23 protein-coding genes, 1 tRNA gene and 2 pseudogenes are annotated in these 23,622 nt (G+C 65.8%); 6 read left to right on the top strand and 20 right to left on the bottom strand.

The window, feature by feature from the left end; genetic code table 11:
- Window positions 1-114: 114 nt before the first annotated feature.
- The 4 genes from ACXMDY_RS05235 to ACXMDY_RS05220 all read right to left on the bottom strand — a co-directional run bounded on the left by ACXMDY_RS05235 (window position 115) and on the right by ACXMDY_RS05220 (window position 2,101).
- Window positions 115-188 (bottom strand) — tRNA-Pro (locus ACXMDY_RS05235).
- 120 nt (window positions 189-308) lie between these two features.
- Window positions 309-1,271 carry a hypothetical protein gene (locus tag ACXMDY_RS05230; RefSeq protein WP_259701242.1) on the bottom strand — a complete coding sequence of 321 codons (963 nt, stop codon included), beginning with the start codon at window positions 1,269-1,271 and terminating at the stop codon, window positions 309-311.
- Between the two features lie 58 nt (window positions 1,272-1,329).
- Window positions 1,330-1,599 carry a hypothetical protein gene (locus ACXMDY_RS05225; protein WP_259701243.1) on the bottom strand — a complete coding sequence of 90 codons (270 nt, stop codon included), beginning with the start codon at window positions 1,597-1,599 and terminating at the stop codon, window positions 1,330-1,332.
- 100 nt (window positions 1,600-1,699) lie between these two features.
- A complete protein-coding gene (locus ACXMDY_RS05220) occupies window positions 1,700-2,101 on the bottom strand; it encodes a RidA family protein (RefSeq protein WP_259701244.1) in 402 nt (133 codons plus the stop codon).
- Here ACXMDY_RS05220 and ACXMDY_RS05215 point away from each other — a divergent pair.
- Entirely contained in the window at window positions 2,100-3,320 is a 1,221-nt protein-coding gene (locus tag ACXMDY_RS05215; protein ID WP_259701245.1) for an ABC transporter ATP-binding protein, read from the top strand. The genes ACXMDY_RS05220 and ACXMDY_RS05215 overlap by 2 nt on opposite strands.
- A 3-nt stretch (window positions 3,321-3,323) precedes the next feature.
- On the opposite strand, the gene gloB is transcribed toward ACXMDY_RS05215, so the two are convergent.
- Window positions 3,324-4,154, bottom strand: a complete 831-nt coding sequence (gene gloB, locus ACXMDY_RS05210) for a hydroxyacylglutathione hydrolase (RefSeq protein WP_259701246.1) — start codon at window positions 4,152-4,154, stop codon at window positions 3,324-3,326.
- A 29-nt stretch (window positions 4,155-4,183) separates the two neighbouring features.
- On the opposite strand from gloB, the gene hisG reads away from it, so the two are divergent.
- From hisG to ACXMDY_RS05195, 3 genes are all read left to right on the top strand, one after another.
- Entirely contained in the window at window positions 4,184-4,843 is a 660-nt protein-coding gene (hisG, locus tag ACXMDY_RS05205; protein WP_259701247.1) for an ATP phosphoribosyltransferase, read from the top strand.
- Window positions 4,843-6,642 carry an ABC transporter ATP-binding protein gene (locus tag ACXMDY_RS05200; protein ID WP_259701248.1) on the top strand — a complete coding sequence of 600 codons (1,800 nt, stop codon included), beginning with the start codon at window positions 4,843-4,845 and terminating at the stop codon, window positions 6,640-6,642. Before hisG ends, ACXMDY_RS05200 begins: the two co-directional genes overlap by 1 nt.
- Window positions 6,643-6,746: 104 nt before the next feature.
- On the top strand, window positions 6,747-7,235 hold the full coding sequence (locus ACXMDY_RS05195; RefSeq protein WP_259701249.1) for a GNAT family N-acetyltransferase: 489 nt from the start codon (window positions 6,747-6,749) through the stop codon (window positions 7,233-7,235).
- Between the two features lie 109 nt (window positions 7,236-7,344).
- On the opposite strand, the gene ACXMDY_RS05190 is transcribed toward ACXMDY_RS05195, so the two are convergent.
- Window positions 7,345-8,496, bottom strand: a complete 1,152-nt coding sequence (locus tag ACXMDY_RS05190; protein WP_399243693.1) for a trypsin-like peptidase domain-containing protein — start codon at window positions 8,494-8,496, stop codon at window positions 7,345-7,347.
- Window positions 8,497-8,592: 96 nt separating this feature from the next.
- Between ACXMDY_RS05190 and ACXMDY_RS05185 the strand changes: the two are divergent.
- Together ACXMDY_RS05185 and dnaA are read left to right on the top strand one after the other, a co-directional pair.
- Window positions 8,593-8,733 (top strand): annotated as a pseudogene (locus ACXMDY_RS05185) (DnaA N-terminal domain-containing protein); the annotation flags it as partial.
- 88 nt (window positions 8,734-8,821) lie between these two features.
- Window positions 8,822-9,970, top strand: a complete 1,149-nt coding sequence (gene dnaA, locus ACXMDY_RS05180) for a chromosomal replication initiator protein DnaA (RefSeq protein ID WP_457767413.1) — start codon at window positions 8,822-8,824, stop codon at window positions 9,968-9,970.
- Between the two features lie 24 nt (window positions 9,971-9,994).
- Here dnaA and cbbX read toward each other — a convergent pair whose 3' ends face one another.
- The 14 genes and pseudogenes from cbbX to ACXMDY_RS05110 form a co-directional block, all read right to left on the bottom strand.
- Window positions 9,995-10,921, bottom strand: a complete 927-nt coding sequence (gene cbbX, locus ACXMDY_RS05175) for a CbbX protein (protein WP_259701252.1) — start codon at window positions 10,919-10,921, stop codon at window positions 9,995-9,997.
- Window positions 10,921-11,169, bottom strand: a complete 249-nt coding sequence (locus tag ACXMDY_RS05170; RefSeq protein ID WP_259701253.1) for a 4a-hydroxytetrahydrobiopterin dehydratase — start codon at window positions 11,167-11,169, stop codon at window positions 10,921-10,923. The genes cbbX and ACXMDY_RS05170 overlap by 1 nt, the downstream gene beginning before the upstream one ends.
- Entirely contained in the window at window positions 11,135-12,322 is a 1,188-nt protein-coding gene (locus tag ACXMDY_RS05165; protein WP_259701254.1) for a CO2 hydration protein, read from the bottom strand. The genes ACXMDY_RS05170 and ACXMDY_RS05165 overlap by 35 nt, the downstream gene beginning before the upstream one ends.
- The gene (locus ACXMDY_RS05160; protein ID WP_259701255.1) at window positions 12,319-13,785 is read right to left on the bottom strand and encodes an NADH-quinone oxidoreductase subunit M; all 1,467 of its coding nucleotides are present in this window, start codon (window positions 13,783-13,785) and stop codon (window positions 12,319-12,321) included. The genes ACXMDY_RS05165 and ACXMDY_RS05160 overlap by 4 nt, the downstream gene beginning before the upstream one ends.
- A gap of 13 nt (window positions 13,786-13,798) precedes the next feature.
- Window positions 13,799-15,643: an NAD(P)H-quinone oxidoreductase subunit F gene (locus ACXMDY_RS05155; RefSeq protein ID WP_259701256.1), complete on the bottom strand. Its 1,845-nt coding sequence runs from the start codon at window positions 15,641-15,643 to the stop codon at window positions 13,799-13,801.
- A gap of 118 nt (window positions 15,644-15,761) precedes the next feature.
- A complete protein-coding gene (locus ACXMDY_RS05150; RefSeq protein WP_259701257.1) occupies window positions 15,762-16,223 on the bottom strand; it encodes a ferritin-like domain-containing protein in 462 nt (153 codons plus the stop codon).
- Window positions 16,224-16,237: 14 nt separating this feature from the next.
- Window positions 16,238-16,531, bottom strand: a pseudogene (locus ACXMDY_RS05145) (BMC domain-containing protein); the annotation flags it as partial.
- A gap of 292 nt (window positions 16,532-16,823) precedes the next feature.
- Window positions 16,824-17,075: a carboxysome peptide B gene (locus tag ACXMDY_RS05140; RefSeq protein WP_259701258.1), complete on the bottom strand. Its 252-nt coding sequence runs from the start codon at window positions 17,073-17,075 to the stop codon at window positions 16,824-16,826.
- Window positions 17,075-17,347: a carboxysome peptide A gene (locus tag ACXMDY_RS05135; protein ID WP_259701259.1), complete on the bottom strand. Its 273-nt coding sequence runs from the start codon at window positions 17,345-17,347 to the stop codon at window positions 17,075-17,077. Before ACXMDY_RS05135 ends, ACXMDY_RS05140 begins: the two co-directional genes overlap by 1 nt.
- 1 nt (window position 17,348) lies before the next feature.
- Complete coding sequence (locus tag ACXMDY_RS05130; protein WP_399241650.1) at window positions 17,349-18,893, bottom strand: carboxysome shell carbonic anhydrase; 1,545 nt, start codon at window positions 18,891-18,893, stop codon at window positions 17,349-17,351.
- Window positions 18,894-18,933: 40 nt separating this feature from the next.
- On the bottom strand, window positions 18,934-21,282 hold the full coding sequence (gene csoS2, locus ACXMDY_RS05125) for a carboxysome assembly protein CsoS2 (RefSeq protein WP_259701261.1): 2,349 nt from the start codon (window positions 21,280-21,282) through the stop codon (window positions 18,934-18,936).
- A gap of 77 nt (window positions 21,283-21,359) precedes the next feature.
- Window positions 21,360-21,701 carry a ribulose bisphosphate carboxylase small subunit gene (locus ACXMDY_RS05120; protein WP_071801781.1) on the bottom strand — a complete coding sequence of 114 codons (342 nt, stop codon included), beginning with the start codon at window positions 21,699-21,701 and terminating at the stop codon, window positions 21,360-21,362.
- A gap of 38 nt (window positions 21,702-21,739) precedes the next feature.
- Window positions 21,740-23,152 carry a form I ribulose bisphosphate carboxylase large subunit gene (locus ACXMDY_RS05115; protein ID WP_259701262.1) on the bottom strand — a complete coding sequence of 471 codons (1,413 nt, stop codon included), beginning with the start codon at window positions 23,150-23,152 and terminating at the stop codon, window positions 21,740-21,742.
- Window positions 23,153-23,225: 73 nt separating this feature from the next.
- Complete coding sequence (locus ACXMDY_RS05110) at window positions 23,226-23,537, bottom strand: BMC domain-containing protein (protein WP_255087884.1); 312 nt, start codon at window positions 23,535-23,537, stop codon at window positions 23,226-23,228.
- Window positions 23,538-23,622: the final 85 nt, after the last annotated feature.

Raw genomic sequence — 23,622 nt, 5'->3', positions numbered from 1 at the left:
GCAGGTGTGGCCCTGGCGCCGAGGAGGAAACGCTGAGGGCTGGACGAGTGAGCAAACCGAAGATTTGCTCACTCATTTGCTCACATGGCCCCTTGCCGATCCCTGAGAAGTAAGTCGGGGCGACAGGATTCGAACCTGCGACCTAGTGCTCCCAAAGCACCCGCGCTACCAAGCTGCGCCACGCCCCGCCTCTTCCATCATAGGTTGCGGCTGTTCGTGGCCCTGGCCCGAAACCGCCGCCCCAGCTCTGGGATCAAGCCGGCTTCAGCAGGGCGCTGGTGGCGGCAGGGTGGGGTGGAACCGGCTCGTCAGCAGCGAGGAGCAATTCCCCAGGCTTCCTGCAGCTCCTTCAGAGGTTGATCGGCCACGGTGAAATAGTCGATGGCCAGGAGATCCCGGGAGCATTGCCTGCCCCGCTTGAGTGCGGCCACAACCCGCTCAGGAACCCCCGGCGCCGACACACAGTTCTGCTGCCCACCGGCCACCACACTGTCGAACAAGCCGCCTTCGTACATGGCCATCACGCCGAGAAACCAGAGATTGGCTCCCGGCACTGAGCTGCTGGCGGCACCAAAGGCGGCATTCTCCACCTCACCCACCACATCCACCTGGTAATCACCCAGCACATGCAGCCAGTCGTGATGGGCGAGTGCCGCGTTGGCGCCACCCAGTTCGCCGGGGGTGGTGAACCTGTTGGTCTGGTAATGCCGCCAGACGGCAGCACCAAGGCTCCCCGGCGGGGCTGTGGCCAGGGCACGCCAGCGGGCCGCTAGGGCCGCATCCGGCTCGAACGTGAAGGTCCAGGCCTTGGGGCCATGCAGCTCCAGCAGCTGCTCAAAGCCCGCCGTCTGGCGGTCTTCCACCCCCATCCAGAAGAGCCTGTAGAAATCACTCTGGGCCTGCGATCGGCTGTTGAACGCCACATCGCGGGCCATCACCAGGCTGCGGTCATCGACACCCAACCGTGCCGCCCAGCGTTCGATCGACCGTTCAAGCTCTGGCGGCACTGGATTCACCAGCATCTCGGCAAGCACCAGCAACTCGACCAGCTCCCGTCGCTGCTGCGGCTGGGGAAACAGACCAGCCGCCGCCTCCACATCGATTGCTTCGAGCTGTTCGAAATCCAGGGTTACTCCCAGCAGCTCCTGGAAGATCAGGGCGAGAAAGCGGGGCTGGAAGGCTGTGGACCAGCGATTGCCGATCCGACAGGCACCGGCGACGGCTGCGGCCAGCAGTGGGGCCTGCTCTGCAGAGAGATGGACAAGAAACATCGTGACCACCCGACCCGGTGAGCAGGTGAAACCGGAGTGGAGACGGGCGGCAAAGCCGTCAGTGCATCAGGCCTGGCCAGGTGCCGGGATAACGCAGGGTGCGCCAGTCGCCCCGGGGGGTGCTCACTTCAATGCCGATTCCGATCGGCTGCTCCACCGCGCCCACCTGTTCCTGCCACCAGTCCAGGGCGGCCTCCCAGGCCGCATCCATCGTCTCGAAGTGGTCATCGAGCACGGGATGGGGGGAGCATTGCTGATCGACCAGTCTGTAGAGCCGATTTTTGCCGCCATTCAAAACAGACCTGACGCCAAGGGAGGAGTACGCCATGGGGGGAGCTGGTGCATCCTCCGATTCTTGGGCATGTGCCAGCTGGTGACTGTCACCTTGATTACCAAGCGTGAGCTTCGTAACCTGCCACAGCCACTGATCAGGGGCTCGAGAGCAGGGCGATGCAGTCGATCTCCACTCTGGCCCCTTTCGGCAGGCCCGCCACCTCCACGCAGGCCCTGGCCGGCGAAACTCCGGCTCCGAAGTGTTCGGCGTAGATCTGGTTCACCGCCGCAAAGTCGGCCAGGTCAACCAGGAACACCGTTGTGCGCACCACGTGCCGGGTGGTGCAGCCGGCCGCCGCCAGCACCGCTTCGAGATTGGCCAGCACCTGCCTGGTTTCCGCCTCCACATCTCCTCCTCCAACCATCAGCGCGGTGGACGGATCCAGGGCGATCTGTCCTGAGCAGAACAGCAGGTCGCCCGCCTTGACCGCCTGGTTGTAAGGGCCGACGGGAGCCGGCGCCAAAGCCGTTTGGATCGCTTCGGGCAGGGACACCATGACAGGAGAAGATGAGGCGATGAGCCTAAGTGGATCGCCCACAGTCAGGAGCCGGGAACCTCTCTGGAGTGAGGCGCCACACCGGGACCAGGTCCGGCTTGAAAACGTCTGGCACCGCTACGACGGGGCCTCAATCGCCTCAGCTGCAGGCCGTTCCGATGGCGAGGGCTGGACCCTTGAAGCCATCGATTTTGCACTTCGCCCCGGCGAACTGGTGGGATTGCTGGGCCCCTCCGGCTGCGGCAAGACCACCTTGCTGCGCCTGGTGGCGGGATTCGAGCGTCCCGCCAGCGGCAGAATTCTGATTCAGGGCCAGGAGGTGGCCGGCCCCGACCGCTGGCTTGATCCGGAGCGGCGCGGGGTCGGCATGGTCTTTCAGGACTATGCCCTGTTTCCCCACCTCGATGCCTGGTGCAACACCTGCTTTGGCCTGAAGCCCCATCAGGATCGCAGCCGGGCTCGCTGGCTGCTGGAACTGCTCGGGCTCAGCGGCCTGGAGCACCGCTATCCCCACGAACTCTCCGGCGGTCAGCGGCAACGGCTGGCCCTGGCCAGGGCCCTGGCGCCAGGCCCCTCCCTGTTGCTGCTCGATGAGCCGTTCTCCAATCTTGATGTCGAGGTGCGGCTGCGGCTGCGCAGCGAGCTCCCCGCCGTGCTCAGCCGCTGCGGTGCCAGTGGCGTGATCGTGACTCACGATCCGGAGGAGGCCCTGGCGATCTGTGACCGGGTGGCGGTTCTGCAGGGGGGGCGCATCCATCAGTGCGCCAGCCCCCGGGAGTTGGTGCGTCGCCCGGCCAGCGCCTTTGTCGGGCGCTTCGTTCTGCAGGGAAATCTCGTGCCGGCCTGCTGGGATGGCCAGCGTCTGCGCACGCCGCTGGGCTGGCTGCAGCCGGCCGAGCCCGTCGTGGCCATGACCTCCGGGCGGGATTCGGGCCCACTGGAGGTGTTGCTCGACCCGACGGCCCTTGAGCCGGTGGCTGACCCGGATGGCGACGCCTGGGTGATGGGCCGGGAGTTTCTCGGCCGCGACTGGTTGATCCAGGTGCACCTGGAGCAGGCCGGCAGCCCTCCCCTGCAACTGCGACTGCGGCTGCCCCTCGATCAGGAGTTCAGCCGTGGCGAGCGTTGTCGGCTGCGGATCCGCGAGGCCCAGAAGGCCGTGCTGTTTCCCGACGGTCTGTCGGTGGTGGCTGTGGCCGAGCCTGCCAGTCAGGGCTGAGCCTCAACCTTTCCACTGATCCTTGTGCAGGCGACGCGCCGCCAGTTGCCCGGCGTCCCCGGCCATCAGGAACAGATTCGAGCGGCGCTCCAGGCCGATGGTGCTGGGAATTGTGCACTCCCCGCGGTGCCGCTGCTCCTTCACTTCGGCCAGGCGGGCCGCCACCGCAGCCTGCTCGGCTGGCCTGACATCAGCCACCGAGGCGGCCCAGCGCAGGTTGGCCAGGGTGTACTCGTGGGCGCACCAGACCCTGGTGGCGTCGGGCAGAGCGGCGAGGCGCTGCAACGAGCGGTGCATCTGTTCCGCCGTGCCTTCGCACAGTCGGCCGCAGCCGCCAGCGAACAACACGTCGCCGCAGAACAGCTCGCCCTGGCCGCCGGCCACGGGCGGCAGCAGGTAGGCCAGATGGGTACGGGTGTGGCCGGGCAGCTCCAGCACCTCCACCCGACGGCCGAGCAGCTCGAGGTCATCGCCCTCCGCAACGGAACGGGTCTGGAAGGGAATCCGCTCCTGATCGGCGCGGCTGGCCACCACCGCGGCCCCGGGCCAGCGCCGCATCAGCTCTGGCGTCCCACCGATGTGATCCTGATGGTGGTGGGTCTGGAGCACGGCCACCAGCTCCAGCTGCCGCTGCTCCAGCCAGCTCAGCACAGGCGCCGCAATGCCTGGATCGATCACCACCGCCTGGTGGCTGGAATGGAGGACGAACACGTAGTTGTCGTCGAGGATCGGCACCAGGGCGACAGCCACTGCCACATCCTCGGCGGGAGCCGCCGCCCGCTTGGCCCCGGCGCCCGGCTCTGCCGCCTGCCACTCGCCCCCTGGCTTCCTCATCGTTAAAGTCCAATCTGCGGTGCAGTTCCATGATCACCGTCGCCCTGGCAAAAGGTGCCCTCCTCAAAGACTCGGTTCGGCGGTTTGCCGCCGCCGGCCTTGATTTCAGTGCCCTGCTCGATGACGACAATCGCCAGCTGATGGTGCCGAGCCCCTGCGGCACGGCACGGGCCCTGCTGGTTCGCAATGCCGATGTGCCGGTCTATGTGGCCTATGGCCAGGCCCAGTTCGGCATCGTCGGGGACGATGTGCTGCGGGAACACCGCCTGCCGGTGGCGCCCCTGCTGGATCTCGGCTTCGGCGGCTGTCGCATGGCGGTGGCTGTCAAGGCCAGCAGTGGCTACCGGCGTGCTGCCGACCTGCCCGCCCATTGCCGGGTGGCCAGCAAGTTCGTGCGTTGTGCCGAAGCGTTCTTCGATCAGCTCGACCTGCCGGTGGAACTCATCCACCTGACCGGATCGGTGGAGCTGGGTCCGATCACCGGCATGTCCGAGGCGATCGTCGATCTGGTGGCCACCGGACGCACCTTGCGTGACAACGGCCTTGTGGCCATCGAAGATCTCTTCACAAGCACGGCCCGCCTGATCGGTCACCCGATCGCCCTGCGGCTCGATCAGGGCGAACTCCAGTCCATTGTGGATCGGATCGCTGTGGCCAGTCCCCCGGCCCGCCAAGCGGTGACGGCCTGATGGCCAACCTGGACCGTCAGCGGCTGCTGCGCCTGCTTCCCTACCTGGGCCGTGATCGCCGCCGCCTGCTGCTCACCCTGCTGCTGCTGATCCCGGTGGCCCTGGCTGCCGCCGTTCAGCCGCTCCTGGTGGGCCAGGCCATCTCCGTGTTGCGCCATGAACCCACGCTTCCCTGGCTGAGCAACCTGCCCGTGCCCCAGGCGATCCGCCTGCTGGTGCTGTTGCTGTTTGGCGCCGTTCTGCTGCGTCTGGGCCTGCAGGGAATCCAGACCTACAGCGTGCAGGCGGTGGGTCAGCGGCTCACCGCCCGGATCCGGGACGACCTGTTCCGCCATGCCATGGATCTGTCGCTCCGCTTCCACGACCGCACCCCGGTGGGCAAGCTGCTCACCCGGCTGACCAGTGACGTCGACGCCCTGGCGGAGGTGTTCGGCAGTGGCGCCGTCGGAGTGCTCGCCGACCTCGTCACCCTGCTGGTGATCGCGATCACCATGCTCACGATCGAGCCGAAGCTCGGGGCGCTGCTGCTGGTGATCCAGATCCCGGTGGTGCTGATCATCCTCTGGCTGCAGGGGCGCTACCGCAAGGCCAACTACCGCGTCCGGGAGGAGCTCAGTCAGCTCAACGCCGATCTGCAGGAGAACCTCCAGGGCCTTGAGGTGGTCCAGATGTTCCGGCGGGAGACGATCAACAGCCGCCGCTTCGCCCACACCACCGATGCCTATCGCCAGGCCGTGGGCGGCACGATCTTCTACGACAGTGCCATCTCCGCCTTCATCGAGTGGGTGGCCCTCAGCGCCGTGGCCCTGGTGATTGCCCTGGGGGGCTGGATGGTCACCAGTGGTTCGATGGGGCTCGGCACCCTCACCACCTTCATCCTGTTCTCCCAGCGGCTGTTCGACCCCTTGCGTCAGCTGGCGGAACGGTTCACCCAGATCCAGGGTGGACTCACCGCGGTGGAGCGGATTGGTGAACTTCTGGAGCAACCGATCGAGATCAGCAGCATGGCCGATATCCAGCGCAGCCCGGCAGCGCGGCGCTCAGCCCTGGAGCGGGCCAGTGCCGGCGAAGTGGAGTTCGAGGATGTCTCGTTTGCCTACCGGCCCGACGATCCGATCCTGACCAACCTCAGTTTTCGGATTGCCCCCGGCGAACACGTGGCCCTGGTGGGCCCCACCGGCTCCGGCAAGACCACCGTGATCCGCCTGCTCTGCAGGCTCTATGAGGCCCAGCAGGGGCGGATCCTGCTCGATGGCATCGACATTCGTGAGTTGCCGATCGGCACCCTGCGCCAGAGGCTGGGTGTGGTGCTCCAGGACACCTTCCTGTTCAGCGGCAACGTGGCCGACAATCTCCGCCTCGACGCCCCGATCGACGACGCCGAACTCGAGCGCCTCTGCCATGAGCTCGGTCTTGAGGCCCTGCTGCGCCGCCTTCCCGATGGTCTGGCAACGGAGCTGCGGGAGCGGGGCGGCAATCTCTCCTCCGGGGAGCGCCAGTTGCTCTCCGTTGTTCGAGTCGCGATCCGGAATCCTTCGGTGCTGATCCTCGACGAGGCCACCGCCTTCATGGATCCCTCCACCGAAGCCACCCTGCAGCGCGACCTCGACAGGCTGCTCCACGCCCGTACCGCCATTGTGATCGCCCATCGCCTCGCCACGGTCGAATCCGCCGACCGCATCCTGGTGTTGCGCAAGGGTCAGCTGATCGAGCAGGGCAGTCACCTGCAGTTGCGGGCGGCCCGGGGGCTCTACGCCCAGTTGGCCGACCTGCAGGAACGGGGACTTGTCACGCTCTGAACGGCAAGGCCAGCTGATCGGCCGGTGATCTCCCCAACCCCCGACCGCCCGCCGGGCCTGGATCGGGCAGGATCAGACGATCTCCGGGCTGCCCTCCACTGGATTTGGATTTCACTGCTCACCTCTCCAGCCTCTATGGCGCCGATCACCGGATCTGCCCGAGCGCCAATCCCCGCCTCCAGCTGGTGCTGAGCTTTGACAGGGAAATCGATCTGCTTGAGCTGGAGCGTCTCTGCGATGCGGTCGGCTGGAGTCGCCGGCCGCTGCGGCGGGTGCGCAAGGCGCTGGAGCACAGCCTGCTGCGGGTCGGTCTGTGGCGGCACGATCCCCGCCTCCCCAAGCTGGTGGGCTTTGCCCGCTGCACCGGCGATGGCGTGCTGGAGGCCACCGTCTGGGACGTGGCCGTCCACCCCACCTACCAGGGGGCCGGCCTGGGTCGTCAGCTGATGGCCTATGTGCTCGAGCGGCTGCGGCGGATGGAGGTGGAGCGGGTGAGCCTGTTCGCTGATCCGGATGTGGTTGGCTTCTACGAACTGCAGGGCTGGGAGCTGGAGCCCCGCCAACGCCGCTGCGCCTTCTGGTATTCACCCTGATCCTGATCCTGATCCTGATCCTGATCCTGGTCAGGTCAGGTCAGGTCCGATTTTGTCTGGTCTGGTCCTGATCAGATCAGCTCGGCTCAGATCGGCTGGCTGAAGCGGCTCAACTGTTGCGGCGCAGCTCGGCGGGGCGAACCGTGAGGCTGAGCGCCTTCTCGCCCCGCCGCACCTGCACCGTCAGCTCCTGGCCGACCCTGCCGGCGTCCACCGCCACCTGCACTTCGGAGGGGTTCTGCACGCGCTTGTCACCCACCTTCTCGATCAGATCACAGGCCTGCAGCCCACCCTGGTCGGCGGGGCTGCCCTTCAGCACGTCGACCACCACGACGCCGTTGATCTCAGGCAGGCGGCATTTGGCGGCGGTGGCATTGATCTCCCTGGCCAGCTGAGGGGTGAGGGCCTGCAGGCGTACGCCGATGTAGGGATGGGAGGCCCGACCGCTCTCGAGGATCTGGGCGGCGATCTGGCGGGCCAGGTTGATCGGGATGGCAAAGCTCAGGCCACCGCCTGGCGCCTGCCGAATCGCCGTGTTGACGCCGATCACCTGGGCACTGTCGTTGATCAGTGGCCCGCCGCTGTTGCCCGGATTGACGGCGGCATCGGTCTGGATGTAAGGCACCCGCTGCCCTTCCCCGATCGCGTTGGTGCGCTGGATCGCGCTGATGATTCCCGCCGTCACCGTGTTGTCGAGGCCCAGCGGGTTGCCGATCGCGATCGCCCACTCTCCCGGCCGCACCTTGGTGGAGTCACCCAGGGGGGCCACCGGCAGCCCCTGGGCCACCACCTTGACCACGGCGATGTCGGTGAGCGGATCCCCGCCGAGCACCTTGCCGTTGAAGCTGCGGCCGTCCGGCAGGGTGACCGACACCTCGTTGGTTCCCTCCACCACGTGGGCATTGGTGATGATCACCCCGTCGGAGCGGGTGATGAAGCCGGAGCCCTGCCCCTGCTGCTGCTGAACGGCGGGAGCGCTGCCGAACAGGCCGCCCAGTGGATTGATCACCCGCTTGACCGTGTCGATCCGCACCACCGCCGGTCCGACCTTGTCGACGGCGTCGACGATGAAGCGATTGCCGGCCTGGAGGGGGATGGCGGCGGGGGCGTCGCTCACCTTCGGAGCGGCGACCGGCTCACTCTTCTGCTTCAGCAGGTTCGGCACACCCAGGGTGCAGCCTCCCAGCAGGAGGCCGGCGGAACAGGCAGCGATCAGGCTGGGCAGAAGGGCCACCGGGCAAGGACGCCGATCAGAGGTCATGGAGAGGGGAGGTGGTCCAGGCCGAAGGCCGCTTGCCGGGCACAGGTCGGAGGCTGGGGATCTGCCTATATTCGGCCACTGTGGGACGAGGCGGAGGTGCAGCAGGGTCAGGAGCTGTGGCACCGGGTTCAAGAGGCACTCCAGGCCAATCTGAGCAAGCCCACCTTCGAAACCTGGATCCGGCCGGCCCGCTGTGCCGGCTTCTCCGATGGAAGGCTGCGCCTGGAGGCCCCGAACAGCTTCGCGAGCGGCTGGCTGCGCAAGAACTACCTCAGCACGATCGAGGCGGTGGCCTCGGAGCTGGCTGGGCACTCCGTGCGGGTGGATGTGGAGACGGCTTCGGGAGTACCGAACGACCCTGGTCTGGAAGTCGTCGCTGCATCGGGGGCGCAGCCGATTCAGCCCCCATCCCCCTCCGCGCGGCGAAACGCCCCGCCGCCCCGCCCCGGGCCTCAACCCCCGCTACGTGTTCAACCGCTTCGTGGTGGGGCCCAACAGCCGCATGGCCCATGCCGCCTCGCTGGCGGTGGCCGAAGCGCCCGGCCGCGAGTTCAACCCCCTGTTTCTCTGTGGTGGCGTTGGCCTGGGCAAGACCCACCTGATGCAGGCGATCGGCCACTACCGCGTCGAGATCGACCCGGAGGCGCGCGTGTTCTACGTGTCCACCGAGTCGTTCACCAACGACCTGATCCAGGCGATCCGCAAGGACGGCATGCAGAAGTTCCGCGACCGTTACCGCGCCGCCGATCTGATCCTCGTCGACGACATCCAGTTCATCGAAGGCAAGGAGTACACCCAGGAGGAGTTCTTCCACACCTTCAACGCCCTGCACGAAGCGGGTCGCCAGATCGTGATTGCCAGCGACCGCCCGCCCAGCCAGATCCCCCGCCTGCAGGAACGGTTGATCTCGCGCTTCTCGATGGGCCTGATCGCCGACATCCAGACCCCCGATCTGGAAACCCGCATGGCGATCCTGCACAAGAAGGCCGAGCAGGAACGCATGACGCTCCCCCGCGACCTGATCCAGTATCTGGCGGGCCGCTTCACCTCCAACATCCGGGAGCTGGAGGGGGCGCTCACCCGGGCGGTGGCCTTCGCCTCGATCACCGGCCTGCCGATGACGGTGGAATCGGTGGCGCCGATGCTCGATCCGGTGGGCAATGAGGTGGTGGTGACGCCGCAGCAGGTGGTGGAGAAGGTGGCGGAGGTGTTCGGTATCGGCGTGGAGGAGATGCGCAGCAGCAGCCGCAAGCGGGCCGTGAGCCAGGCCCGCCAGGTGGGCATGTATCTGATGCGTCAGAGCACCGACCTGAGCCTGCCCCGCATCGGCGATGTGTTCGGCGGCAAGGATCACAGCACCGTGATGTATGCGGTGGAGCAGATCGAGAAGAAACTGGCGATCGATCCGAGCCTGGCCCGCCAGCTCCAGCAGGTTCGGGATCTCCTGCAGATCGATAGCCGCCGTCGCCGCTGAATCGTCCAGCCAGCTCGCAGGGGTTCAGGTCAGCGGCAGGCTGGGGTCGAGCCCTTCCACCTCGCCCTGAAACACGCGGCTGGCGGTGATGTCGGAGGCTTCGATCGTGATCAGATCCCGTTTGGTCAGGCCTGGGCCCAGGTGTTTGAAGAGCCGGTTGGCCTGACGCATCCGTGCCCGGTCGATGGCGTTGCGGATCGAGCGGGCGTTGGCGAAGAAGGGGAGCTGCATGCGCCGTTGGATGTAGTCGGAGAAGGCGGCGCTGCCCTCCTCACTGAACCGGTAGCTCTCGGCTGCCATGATCAGCTTGGCAATCGCCAGCAGCTCCTCGGCGGTGTAATCGGGAAAATCGATGTGGTTGGCCACCCGCGAGGAGAGGCCGGGGTTGGATTGGTAGAACACATCCATCCGATCCTTGTAACCCGCGAAGATCACCACCAGATCATCGCGATTGTTCTCCATCACCTGAAGCAGGATCTCGATCGCTTCGGCGCCATAGTCGCGTTCGTTTTCAGGCCGGTAGAGGTAGTACGCCTCGTCGATGAACAGCACGCCACCCATGGCACGCTTGAGCATTTCCCTTGTTTTCGGGGCGGTGTGGCCGATGTACTGGCCCACCAGGTCGTCGCGGGTGGCGGTGACCAGATGACCCTTGCGCACATAGCCGAGCCGGTGAAGGATGTCGGAGATCCGTTCAGCCACTGTGGTTTTTCCGGTGCCGGGATGGCCGGTGAAGGACATGTGCAGGCTGGGGGCACCGGTGGCCAGGCCCACCTGCTTGCGCGCCCGTTCCACCACCAGCAGCGCGGCGATCTCACGGATTCTCGTTTTCACCGGTTTCAGGCCGATCAGCTCGCGATCGAGCTGAACAAGCACCTCATCCACACCGGTGCTGTCATAGGCGGCCCGCAGATCGACCGGCGTGTCGTCATCGACCGGCGCCTGCTCCATCAGGGCACGAGGGCGTCGATGGCGGCGGCGAAGGCGAGCTCCGGCTCGCCCACCGGGCTCTGGTCGGGCTCGGCCCGCAGGGTGAGGTTCACGTAGGTGCGCCCGAAGCTGATGTCCGGGTAGCACTGGCGCTGCTCGGCGAGCTCGTTGAGCTGCTCCAGAAACAGGCGGGTGGTTTCGTAGTCGTCGAACTCGATACGCCGCTCCAGGCGTTCAGGGCGCTGCCGTTTGGTCCAGGGCTGATCCATCCCTGCAACTTAGCCCAGGCGAAACTGAGGCCAGCACTGGCCCAGCCGCCGGCAGACAGCCGATCTGCGCCTGGAGCAGCCGCTTCACCCAGGCCTCGGCATGGGCATGGTTGAGTCCCTGCTCCGCCGCCCCGGCGCCCCGGAGCGGATGGGGAAAGGTGCCGGCGATCGCGGCATTGGTGACACAGAACATCGCCTTCTGGAAGCTGGTGCAGATCTTGACCCGCAGATCACCTCTGCCCCGGCCCCGGCTCGCGTAGAGCGCTTCGAGATCGGCCGGAAGATGGCGGCTCATGTCCTGCATCAGCAGGCTGGGGGGAATGCCGGCGCCCATGGTGGGCAGGGGATCGGCGAACAGGGCGCCGTACTGGAAACGGCCCTGGTCGATCGGGATCTGCTGGGCCTGGGCGTTGAAAGACACCGTGCCCAGGAAAGGGGTGCCCCGCAGGAACACCGCCTCCACGTAGGGAACGGCCACATCGGCGAGGAAGGTCAGCCCTGCTTCGGCCGGCAGGATGTCGAAGCCTTTCCCGTCGAGCTCCACGCGATAGTGGATCGGCTGGCCGGCCGCCGCCACCAGGCCATCGCGCAGAAAGGCGACCACCGCCGTGATCGAGTCCACCCTTCCATGGCGATGGGCGACTCGGAGCTCGCGGAACAGATCACTCATCACCCGCCAGAACTGTCCCAGGGCACTGGCGGTGGCGGCGGAGCGGATCTGCTCCGGCAGAAAGTCCGGAAAGAAGCGATCCAGCAGATTCAGCAGGGGGTCTCTGCGGCGGCGATGGGCGATCACCAGGCGGCAGTCGGCGGCGAAGGGGTTGCTGTCGAGATAGGTGTCGAGGCCGCCGGTGCCATGCCAGAGCATCATCCGCTGGCAATACTCGGCGTACTCGTAGTTGAGTCGGTCGTGGATCAGGTGGCGCCAGAGCCGCCCGGCGCTCAGCGCCCCATCGAAGAATCGCCAGATCGGCAGCGGGTTGAGGAACTCCCGTTGGGCCTGATGGTTGAGGTTGATGCTGTAGGCATCCAGCACCTCGCCATAGCTTTCGAGCACCCCCACCACCTCCAGCAGGTGATCGGCCGATTCCTCCAGCAGGGGTTGGCCGCTGAGAAGCCTGGCCATCAGCTGCTCGGCGCTGGGCGGGCTCATCGCAGCACCCCGCTCGGCTCTGCCATCGCGGTGCTGGTGGTCTCGCTCAGCAGACCAAGACCCTGGGGGAACAGGCCGATCGCCAGGATCGCCACCGTCAGCGCGAGGGCGGGCAGATGTCGCTGCAGCGGAATCGCCGCCAGCTGCACGGTGGCCCCCAGCCGACCGAAGAAGGCACGGTTGACCAGCAGCAGGAAGTAGACGGCTGTGAGACCGGAGCCGACCATGCAGAGCAGGGTCTGCCACGGGAAAGCGATCAGGCTGCCCCGGAAGACGAGAAACTCGGCCATGAACCCCGACATCCCAGGGATCCCGGCGCTGGCCATCACCCCGATGATCATCAGCGACCCCACCAGCGGCAGACCCCGCTCGGGATTGAGCAGCCCGCGCAGCTCGCGGAGGTCGCGGCTGCCGGTGACCTTGTAGACAGCTCCCACCAGCAGGAACAACAACGCTGAAATCAGGCCATGGCTGATCATCTGGAACTCCGCCCCGAGCAGGCTCACCGGTGTGGCCGCCGCCGCAGCCAGCAGCACATAGCCCATGTGGCCTACGGAGCTGTACGCCACCATTCGTTTCATGTCCTGCTGCTGGATCGCCGCCAGGGAGCCGAACAGCACCGACACCGCTGCCCAGCCCGCCAGCCAGGGGGCGCAAAGGGCCCAGGCCTCAGGAAGCAGGCCGAAGCAGAAGCGCAGCAGGCCGTAGGTGCCCAGTTTGAGCAGCACCCCGGCCAGCAGCACCGAAACCGGGGTTGAAGCCTCGGTGTGGGCATCGGGCAGCCAGGTGTGGAAGGGAAAAAGGGGAATCTTGATGGCGAAGCCCACCAGCAGTGCCCCGAGCAGGGCCAGCTGGACGCCCAGGCCGAGATCGTCGCTGCTGATGGCTCGCAGACTGAAATCGGCGCTGCCGGTCGCCAGCGTCAGGCCGAGGAACCCGGCCAGGATCAGCCCTCCGGAGACGGCGGTGAACAGCAGAAACTTCGTGGCGGCCCTCGCCCTGCCGTTGCCGCCCCAGATCGCGATCAACAGCCAGAGCGGCACGAGTTCCAGTTCATAGAACAGGAAGAACAGCAGCAGGTTCTGGGCCAGGAAGGCACCATTGACGGCGCCGCTGATCAACAGGATCAGTGAGAAGAAGAGCCGCGGCCTCAGGATCCCGGCCTCCGTGGCCAGAACAGCCACCAGGCACAACGCTCCGTTGATCAGCACCAAGGGCAGGGAAAGTCCATCGATCCCGAGCCGGTAGTGCAGCCCGAGGCTGCCGAGCCAGGGAACGGCTTCCTCCAGCTGCATGCCGCCAGCGCTGGGATCGAAGCTCACCAGCACCCGAATGGACCAGAGCAGCTGCAGGGCAAGCACGGCGGCGCCGCTGCGCCGGATTCGCTCCGGCGCCGGATCGCCGGGCCAGATCGCCAGGATCAGGGCACCCAGCAGGGGGATCAGCAGCAGGCCGCTCAGCACGGTTCCATCACCCTCATCGCATCACCCAGCTGAGCGAGCCAAGCAGCACCACGATGGAGGCCATCGCCGTGAGCACGTAGGTCTGCATCTGGCCGCCGACAGTGAGCTTGAGCCCAGCGGCGCTCGCCATTGACAGCGAGGCGAGCTGCTCGACCAGACCATTCACCACCTGCCGATCAAACCAGGCGGCCAGCCGGGCGAGCGTCGCAACCAGAGCCACCACCGTGCGCCGGTAGATCCTTTCGGTGTAGAAGTCGAAGGCGAGCAGATCCTGCAGTTGGCGCAGGGGCTTCAGGGTCGAGCGTGACCATCCTTTGTAGAGCGGCACCGTCCCCCCCAGGATCAGGCCCGTGGCCCCGCTGGCCACCAACGCCCATGCCACCTGGGGCGGGAACGAAGCCAGCCCGGGAACAGGATCGATTTTCACCATGATCAAGGGAGTGAGCAGAACCAGCACGGTGAGGCTCACCATCGGCAGGGCCATCTGCCAGTTCACTTCGGGAGCCCGCCGTGTCTTGGTCTGCCGGGGCCCGAGGAAGACACAGCGAAACACCCGACTGAAGTTGATCAGCGTGAGTGTGTTGGCGAGCAGCACCACCATGGCCAGGGCGGGTGAGCTGCGGGCCAGGGCCTCCACGTCGAGTCCGTAGGCCCAGAAGCAGCCGAGTGGCGCCAGGGCGGTGCTGCCGGCTGCCCCCACCAGGAAGGCCACGGTGGTGGCGGGCATGCAGCGGGCCAGGCCGCCCAGTTCACTGAGATCCTGGCAATTGGTGGTGGCGATCACGCTCCCCACGCTCATGAACAACAGGGCCTTGGCAACGGCGTGGGCAAACAGCAGCAGCAGGGCGATGGCCGGCTGCTGCTCGGCGATGGCGATGAACACCAGCCCCATGGCCGCACTGGTTGTGTAGGAGAGGGCCCGTTTGATATCGACCTGGGCGAGGGCGGCCAGGGACCCGCCGATCGCCGTCAGCGAGCCCAGAACGATCAGCACGTCCAGGCTGATCGGCGAGAGCTGCAGGATCGGCATCAGCCGCAGCAACACCAGGGCACCACAGGTCACCACCACGGAGTTGCGCAGGATCGAAGCCGGATTGGGTCCCTCCATCGCTTCATCGAGCCAGAGATGCATGGGGAATTGGGCGCACTTGCCGAGCGGTCCGGCGATCAGCGCCAGGCCCAGCAGGTTGGCTGCCAGGGGTGAAAGCTGGGCCTGGGGCACCCAGCGGTAGAGATCCTCGAAGCGCATCACCCCGGCGAAGGCGGAGAGGGCGACCACCCCCATCAACAGCAGCACATCGCCGACACGCTTAGTCAGGAAGGCGTCTCTGGCAGCGGTGACCACCAGGGGCTGGCCGTACCAGAATCCCACCAGGAGGTAGGTGGAGAGGGTGAGCATCTCCAGCAGAAAGTAGGTGAGAAACAGGGAACTGCTCAGCACCACCCCCGCCATCGCCGCCTCGAAGAAGCCCACCAGGGCAAAGAAGCGGGCCAGTGACCATTCCTTGTCGAGATAGCCGAGGGCGAACACCTGGGCCAGCAGGCTCAGCCCAGCGACCAGCTCAAGGCAGGCCAGGTTGGTCAAGGAGAGATCGAAGCTCAGCTCCAGCTTCAGATCGGCGGCCTGAAACCAGCCCAGACTGATCTCATAGGCCCCGTGTTGTAACACTGCATTGAGCAGCGCCGTGCCGTGCAGAAAGGCCACCAGGGTGACGAGCACATTCAGGTAGGCGGCGGGCCTGGGCCCGGTGCGGCGGATCCAGCCGCATGCCCATGGCAAGGACATCCCCACCCCTGCGAAGCCGTAGAGCGGGATCAACCAGGCCAGCTGAACCGATAGGGGGAGCGACGACACCAAGATCAGATTTCACCGCAGGGTGGCAACAACTGAGCCGAGGCAACCATGCTGATCTGTTGAGTACCCCAGACACGGAAAGGCGTCTGGGGTACGCCATCAGAACGTCACAAAACTGTGGCTAGAAGGTGGCCCTCTGCGCTGCTCCTTCCGGACCGTTGCGATCGAGTTCCTGGATCCAGATTTCGAGATCGTTGCCATGCTGCAGTTCTTCTTCCCAGAGAAGGCGAAAGAAGGAACCGTTGACCTCATCCCGCATCATCGTGCAGAACCGGGCTGCTTCGGCGTAATGCTGGATCAGATCCGCCTCCAGTTCCCTGTTCAGCCGCAGCAGCTGAACCAGGCTGGAGGCGGCCCGCACCGGTCGCAGCTGGGAGGCGGCGGGAGCCACACCCAGCTGCAGCATCTGCATGACGATCCGCTCGGCATGCCGCATCTCCTCGGCGGTGTCCTGCCGGAACCGCTCGGCCGCGTCAGCCAGTCCCCAGAGCTCCACGAGTGAAGACTGGGTCATGTATTGCTGAACCGCGGTGTACTCAAGGCTGAGGGCTCGGCCCAGGTAGCCGAGCACGCGCGGATGCACGCCGCCGATCACGCTCAGCTCCTCCGGTCAGCGCCGCTGGGGACGAGCACAGGTTCCACCTCGACATGGGGGCGGGCAATGATGTGGGCTGCCACCAGGCCATCGCCCACCCGCTCGCAGGCGTCGGCACCGGCACGGACGGCGGCGTTGACGGCACCGGTTTCGCCGCGGACCATCACGGTGACGTAGCCGCCACCGACGAATTCGCGGGAGACGAGGGTGACTTCAGCTGCCTTGGTCATGGCGTCAGCCGCTTCGATGGCGGGGACAAGCCCACGGGTTTCGATCATGCCGAGGGCAATGCCGTGTGGAAGAGGGGCCATGGCGGTGCTCGATGGGGGGTGGGTGGGTGTTGGTGCCGGTGGCGCGGGGGCTTGGTGCCCTCCGAAACGGCTGGCGCTGAAACAGGGGGTGTCTGGGGCTCAGGGGTCGCCGCCCCTGCCGCCGCTGGCAGGGCTTTGGCTGACGGGCTGCTCACGCCCCGACTGGCGGTGGTGCGACGGGATGAGGGTTGTCGGGGGTGGGGGTGGCCATGGCGGAAGTCGATGGACGTGGTCAGGTCGTGGGGGCTGCGGGGGAAGGGCGGGTGGCCACTGGGACTCAGCCATCTGGATCCCAGAAATCAATGATCCCACCGATCGTCAGGTCGGTCTGCAGATCGGGATCGCCGGAGGCGAAGCGAGCCGCCGAGCCACTGGCGGTGAACACCCAGTTGCCTGGTGAGGCACCCACGGGATCGACGGCAACGCTGAATTTGCCCTTGGTGGAACGCAGCACCCGAAGGTTGCAATGGCGCAGACCATCGACCCGTTGGCTGCAGATCAGTGATCCGGTCACCTGCATGATCTCCATCAGGCTGATCCCCCTGGGGCGTTGCCGCTGTCAGGATCCCAGTGGTCGATGATCCCCACGATCGTGAGATCGCTTGGGTAGGACTTGCTGCCGGCGGCTTCCCGGGCGGCGGAGCTTCCCACGCAGATCACCCAGTCGCCGGGAATGCAGCCGACGGCGTCGACAGCCACTTTCTGGGAGCTGCCGTCGAGCACCACCTGGAGGTGCTTGTGCTCGAAACCTGGAATCCGGTTGGTGGAAACGAGTGGTTTGACGACCTTGCAGATCAACATTTCAATGCCCCCCCGCCGTTTCGAGGTTGATCGATGACCCTACGGCCTCGGCAGGAGCGTGCTGGTCGCGGTCCCGCACGGTCAGGAGCGTGTGGAGCAGGCCTTCGCGACAAAGATCGCTGTAGCGATTGCGGATTGCGGCTTCAGCCCGCTGGCCATGCAGCAGGGCCCGTTCCCTGGCCCCGGGCACACTGCCGTGATAATCGAAGCGCACCACCACAGGAACCGGTAAGCCCCTGGAAACGTTCAACCCGGTGAAGATCTTCACACCGACATCGAGATCGGCCGCGCCTTCTTCAACGGTGTCGAGATGGGCGAAATAGGTGAGGTTGCGCAGATGAATCTCCTTGAAGCCGATCCCCACACCGATGAATCGCTCGGCATGGCCGGCATCGGCATAGGCCCCGCCATGGAAGCTCCGCACGTAGTCGATCTGGGAGAGGTTGTGCTCAACCAGCCGGGTGATCAGGCTCACCATGCCTTCGTCAGGCTCGCCCGCGGCGGCGGCTGTCACCAGGCTGTGCAGCTTTTCGCGGGCGGCGGCAGGATCAAGCTCAAGGGTGGTGGCATGGGCCTCACGGGCATCGAGCCAGCTGTGCAGATCGGTGGCGCCATCCCTGGATGGCACATGCACCCTGATCGCGTCGGTATCGGTGTCCAGCCCGATCAAGAGCAGATCGACGGAAGCCCCGCAGCAGAAGCTGTTCTCCACCGCCTGCTGGAAGTCCATCAGCCTTGACAGGCCCTGGCTGGCGGCGGCGGCGTCATTGGAGTGGTGGGCGGCACAGCCCTCATGGCTGGGGTCGACGGAACTGAAGTGATAAACCACCACCTTGAGGTAGCGGGTGGGGGCATGGGCCGGATTGGGACGGCCTTCCCGGTAGCGCAGGTGCTCGGTCTTCACCCAGCGGTCCACGGTGTCTTCCACGTCGAACATGGCGCCGGCATGGGGCCTGCGACGCACCGAGCTGAACGGCAGGCGAAGGGCATAGCTGATCGTGTGCGCCAGCCGTCCATCGGCGCAGGGGGTCACATCGAGAAGATGAAAGCCACACTCGAGCAGGAAGGCATTGAACGCCTCGGCAGCCGGAGTGCCGTCGCGACAATCGAGGGGATCGTCGCGGAAGAAGGATTCGCTCACCTGTCCGTAGGTTTCGAACACGCACCAGGCGAACAGGCTGCGCATGTCCAGCTGACTGACCCAGGCCTTCTCCAGGATCGCCAGGGGAAGTGCAAATCCGAGCTCGGCTCTGGCATGCCGCTGGGCCAGCTCGACGAAATGGGGATCGTGCTGCAGAGCCGAGAGATGCTTCAGAACCGGAACGATCCGATCAAAGGATCCCTTGACGGCGCTTTCGTAGGCATGCAGCCGCTCGTTGCCGGCCCGGTCGCAGAGTGGATGGACGGGGCCTGTGGCGATCGGCTTCCAGCTGTGGCTTGACCGTGCCCGGCTGGGGGCGGCCAGCGGGACCTGACCTGGATCAGGGCGGCGTCGCGGCGCTGTTGGTGCCAGGGACTTCTGGCCGGGGGGTTGGCGTCGCGGGATTGGCAAGGTCAGGTGAGGGGGGAGAAGGGAAGCGATTCCATCAACCTCGGGCGCCGCCGGAAACCGTGATCAGGGATCCGTGCTCGGTGTTGCCGCTTGAGCCGGTCACCCGGCTGATCGGTTTCGTCACCTCTTCATTGCGCTTCGGCTGAACCCTGGCCATGGCAGGCATCGGACCGGTGCGGGTGGGATTGCGGCGTCGGGCCGACACCCCTTCGGTTCCGGTGACCCGTTTGCCCCGGTCCCAGTCGTCTCCAGTGATGTGGAGACCGGCCGAGATTCCTTCTCCGGTCACCCGTGAGGCTGGCCGATTGTCCTCGTCAACGCTGACGGGAGCCTTGGGGGGCAGGTTCAGTGCAGCTCCGGCGAGCTGGGCTGGCCGACGATCGAAGCGGAACTGTTCGGTGCCGGTGACTTTGTCACCGGCGAGGTCAAAAGGGCCGGTGATCCTGGCACTGGTTTCGTAGCGGGTCCCCGTGACCGCGCCATGGCGTTCAGGCTGTTGCTGAGCGGCCCGGGCCGGCGACTGGACGCTGAACTGCTGCCAGGGTTGAAGATCGAGGGATTGGGGGAAATCGGCCTCGTGGCCTTCAGCGGCACCACAGGCTTCGTTGAACTGTTCCACGCCCACGTAGGGGGTGCCGGTGAGTGGTTCACAGGCTCCTTTGCCGGCGCCGGTCATCACACCGCCGATTCCGGGTTGGATGCCGCTGAGGCGGGGGCCGGGGGTTCCCATCCCCATCGGTGTGCGCTGACGGATGGTTTGAACCGCCGTTGGTGCGCACCATTCGCCGGCCTGTTCCAGGCCCGCATAGGGGGTGCCTGTCACCGCTTTGCAGGTGCCGGGTTCATCGCCTGTGACCTTGGAGGAGCGCCCTGTGCTGGTGCCGGAGACCACCAGTTGCTTGTTGGTGAGGCTGAAGCCCACCTTGGGGGCTTCGGCTTCCGGACGGGTGCCGCAGAAGGCGTCGAACTGCTGACTGCCGATGTATTCGTCACCGGTGACGCGCTTGCAGGTGCCTGGCTCATTCCCGGTGACCTTTTCGCTGCGCCCGACGAGGGTGCCGGTGATGCCCGTGCCACGCAGGGTGTGGACGGCACCGACCTTGGCCGGGGCCTGCCCTGGTGTGGCTGTGGAATCGGCGCCGACGTACTGGGTTCCGGTGGTGCGAAGCCCGGCCCCGTGTTCATCGCCGGTGACCTTTTCGGAGCGACCAACCATCACACCGGAGACCGGCCGGCCGGCCAGGGTCTGGCCGATGCCCACCTTGCGGGGGGCGGGACTGGTGCCGCCGCAGTAGGCCGCTGACTGGTTGGCGGAAAGGTATTCAGTGCCGGTGACGATCTTGCAGGTTCCCGGCTCATCTCCTGTGACCTTTTCGGACCGGCCGACTTCGTTGCCGGTGACCCGGTTGCCGTGGCTGGTGGCCGTGACGGCCACCTTGGCGGGTTGCAGGGGCTGGGGTTCGCTCTGGCAGAAGGCCCGGAAGATGTCGGCACCCATGTACTCCGTTCCGGTGATCGGCCGACAGGTGCTTGCCTCGTTGCCGGTGGTCTTCAGCGAACGGTTGGCCTGGGTACCCGTCACCAACTGGCCACGGCTGGTCTCCCCGACCCCCACTTTCCAGCTGGCGTCCTGGGCGGCGGCCACTTTGTTGATGCCACGACGCGGGCCGGTGGGCCGGGTGACTCCGTTGTTGCCCCCGACGGCGGCGGCTCCGGTCTTGCTCTTCAGATCACGGATGCGGTGGGACAGGTCACGGCTGCTGATATCCGGGTTCGACTGACGCACGACGGCGGCGGTTCCGGTTGAGCCGTTCCTGGCTGCCGACTTGCCATGTTTCGACTGGGCTTCGCGGCGCGCCAGCACGACGGCACGGCTGGGGTTGTGCTGGGCAGCTCGCTTCGGGGCCTGGCGATGGCCACCGTTGGCGCCCGAGGCTGAATGCCGATGGCCACTTTCCTGAAAAAGGGGCTTTGCTGAACGAACCGGTTCGGAAACCGTGGCGGCGGCAGCAGGGGGGGGGGTGCTCGCCTGGGCCTGTTCTGGCGCGGTGCGGGTGCGATCCTTGCTGGTGTCAGCTCGCTTGCCCCGTTTGCTGAGGGCCTCACGGCGAGCCAGAACGAGATCGCGGCTGGGATTGGAGATCGCCGTTCTCGAGCGGGGTTGGCTGGATGGTTGGTAGGACAGGTCCGGCCGTGACGAACGCGATGTCGGTGCGGGGGTCGGAGCCACGCTCACAGGAGTGGCGGAGTGGATCGGCCGCGCTTCAGCTGCGCTGCGCACCCGATCAATACTGGTGGAATAGCGTTTTTCAGCCGCTTTTCCCGCAGTGGAGAGGGCCAAGCGGCGCGCTAGAGCCGCTTCGCGACTGGATTGAGTTGCCATATCCGCCCGGTGAGTTAAGTGGCCTGAACAATTCGGAAAAGGGGTGAGGTCCCGGCTTGAGCCGGGACCGAAACCCTTCAGCGTGCTTCGAACACGACGAAGCAGGAACCCTGGCTCTGGGTGTAGGCGTCGTAGCCGACCAGGCGCACATGGTGATCCGGATAGGCCCGGTGGCAGGCCTCGAGTTCACTGACGATCACGCCGAGATCCTTTTCGCCGAAGAAGGGCAGCTTCCAGAACGACCAGTAGGTCGCCATCGAGCGGCTGGGGTGAACGTGTTCGACCAGGGGACTCCAGCCCTGGGCAATGATGTAAGCGATCTGGTCGTAGATCTCGTCCTGGGAGAAGGGAGGCAGAAAGCCGAATGTCTCCAGGGTGGCGACTGTTTGGTAGTCACCCACGGTGCTCATGAAGGGCATGGGGATCCTTGGTTAAGTGGAGGGGATAAGGGAACGGATCAATTGACGTCGAGCTTGTCGACGGTGTCGAATTCGAACTTGATCTCTTTCCAGGTTTCGAGAGCGATTGCCAGTTCGGGACTGTGCTTGGCAGCTTCGAGCAGGATGTCGCGGCTTTCCTTCTCGATCTCACGTCCGGCGTTACGGGCCTTGACACAGGCTTCGAGGGCCACGCGGTTGGCAGCGGCGCCAGCGGCGGAACCCCAGGGGTGACCATGGGTGCCACCACCGAACTGCAGCACCGAGTCGTCGCCGAAGATCGCCACCAGCGCGGGCATGTGCCACACGTGGATGCCGCCGGAGGCCACGGCGAAGACGCCGGGCATCGAACCCCAGTCCTGGTCGAAGAAGTTGCCGCGGCTGCGGTCTTCGGGGATGAACGACTCACGCAGTTGGTCGATGAAGCCCAGGGTGGTCTGACGATCACCTTCGAGCTTGCCCACCACCGTGCCTGTGTGCAGCTGGTCGCCACCGGAGAGGCGCAGGCACTTGGCCAGCACCCGGAAGTGGATGCCGTGCTTGGGGTGACGGTCGATCACTGCGTGCATCGCACGGTGAATGTGCAGCAACATGCCGTTCTTGCGGCACCACTTCGACAGACCGGTGTTGGCCGTGAAGCCTCCGGTGATGTAGTCGTGCATGATGATCGGCTGACCCAGTTCCTTGGCGAACTCGGCCCGCTCGTACATCTCTTCGGGGGTGGCGGCGGTGCAGTTGAGGTAGTGCCCCTTCTTCTCGCCGGTTTCCTCCTGGGCCAGCTGGACGGCTTCGGCCACGAACTCGAAGCGGTTCTGCCAGCGCTGGAAGGGCTGGGAGTTGATGTTTTCGTCGTCCTTGGTGAAATCGAGACCACCGCGGAGGCATTCGTACACCACCCGGCCGTAGTTCTTGCCGGAGAGGCCGAGTTTCGGCTTGATCGTGCAACCAAGCAGCGGACGGCCGTACTTGTTCATCCGGTCGCGCTCGACGCAGATGCCGTTCGGCGGGCCTGGGCAGGTCTTGATGAAGGCCATCGGGAAGCGGATGTCTTCCAGACGGAGGTGGCGCAGGGCCTTGAAGCCGAACACGTTGCCCACCAGGGAGGTGAGCACGTTGGTGATCGAACCTTCCTCGAACAGATCGAGCGGGTAGGCGATGAAGGCGTAGAACGACTCCTTGTCACCGGGAACGTCTTCAATCCGGTAGCAACGGCCCTTGTAGAAGTCGAGGTCGGTGAGAAGTTCAGACCAGACCGCCGACCAGGTGCCTGTGGAAGACTCGGCGGCCACGGCGGCTGCCACTTCCTCGCGGGGAACACCTTCCTGGCCGGTGACCTTGAAGCAGGCCAGCAGGTCGGTGTCGAGGGGGACGTAGTCGGGAGTCCAGTAGGTATCCCTGTACTCCTTGACCCCGGCGTCAAATTTCTTGCTCATGGGGAGAATGTCGGTGTGGATCGATTGGGAAGGGGAGGGCTGGGCGCCCGTTGATTCAGGGGCGCATCAGGACTCAGTCCTTGGATCCGACTCCGAAGCTGCTGGTGAGGGCTGGCTCCACTTCGCGGTGGGGGCGGGCGATGATGTGGGCGGCCACGAGGCCGTCACCGACGCGCTCGCAGGCATCTGCGCCTGCTCGGACAGCTGCGTTGACTGCACCGGTTTCGCCGCGCACCAGGACGGTGACGTAGCCGCCGCCGACGAATTCGCGGCCGATCAAACGGACTTCAGCCGCTTTGGTCATCGCGTCTGCCGCCTCGATGGCAGGCACGAGGCCACGTGTTTCGATCATGCCGAGGGCAATGCCCATGGTTTCACTCGCCATTGACGACTCCGGGACAAAGAAAAGGAGGTTCGATGAGAACAGTGCTCTTCGACGTACCCCGCCGTCAAGTGAATTGGGTGTGATG

The sequence above is a fragment of the Cyanobium sp. ULC082 genome, assembly GCF_977927535.1.
Note: the sequence above shows the minus strand (reverse complement) of the source record. Positions and strands in the feature narration are given on the sequence as shown.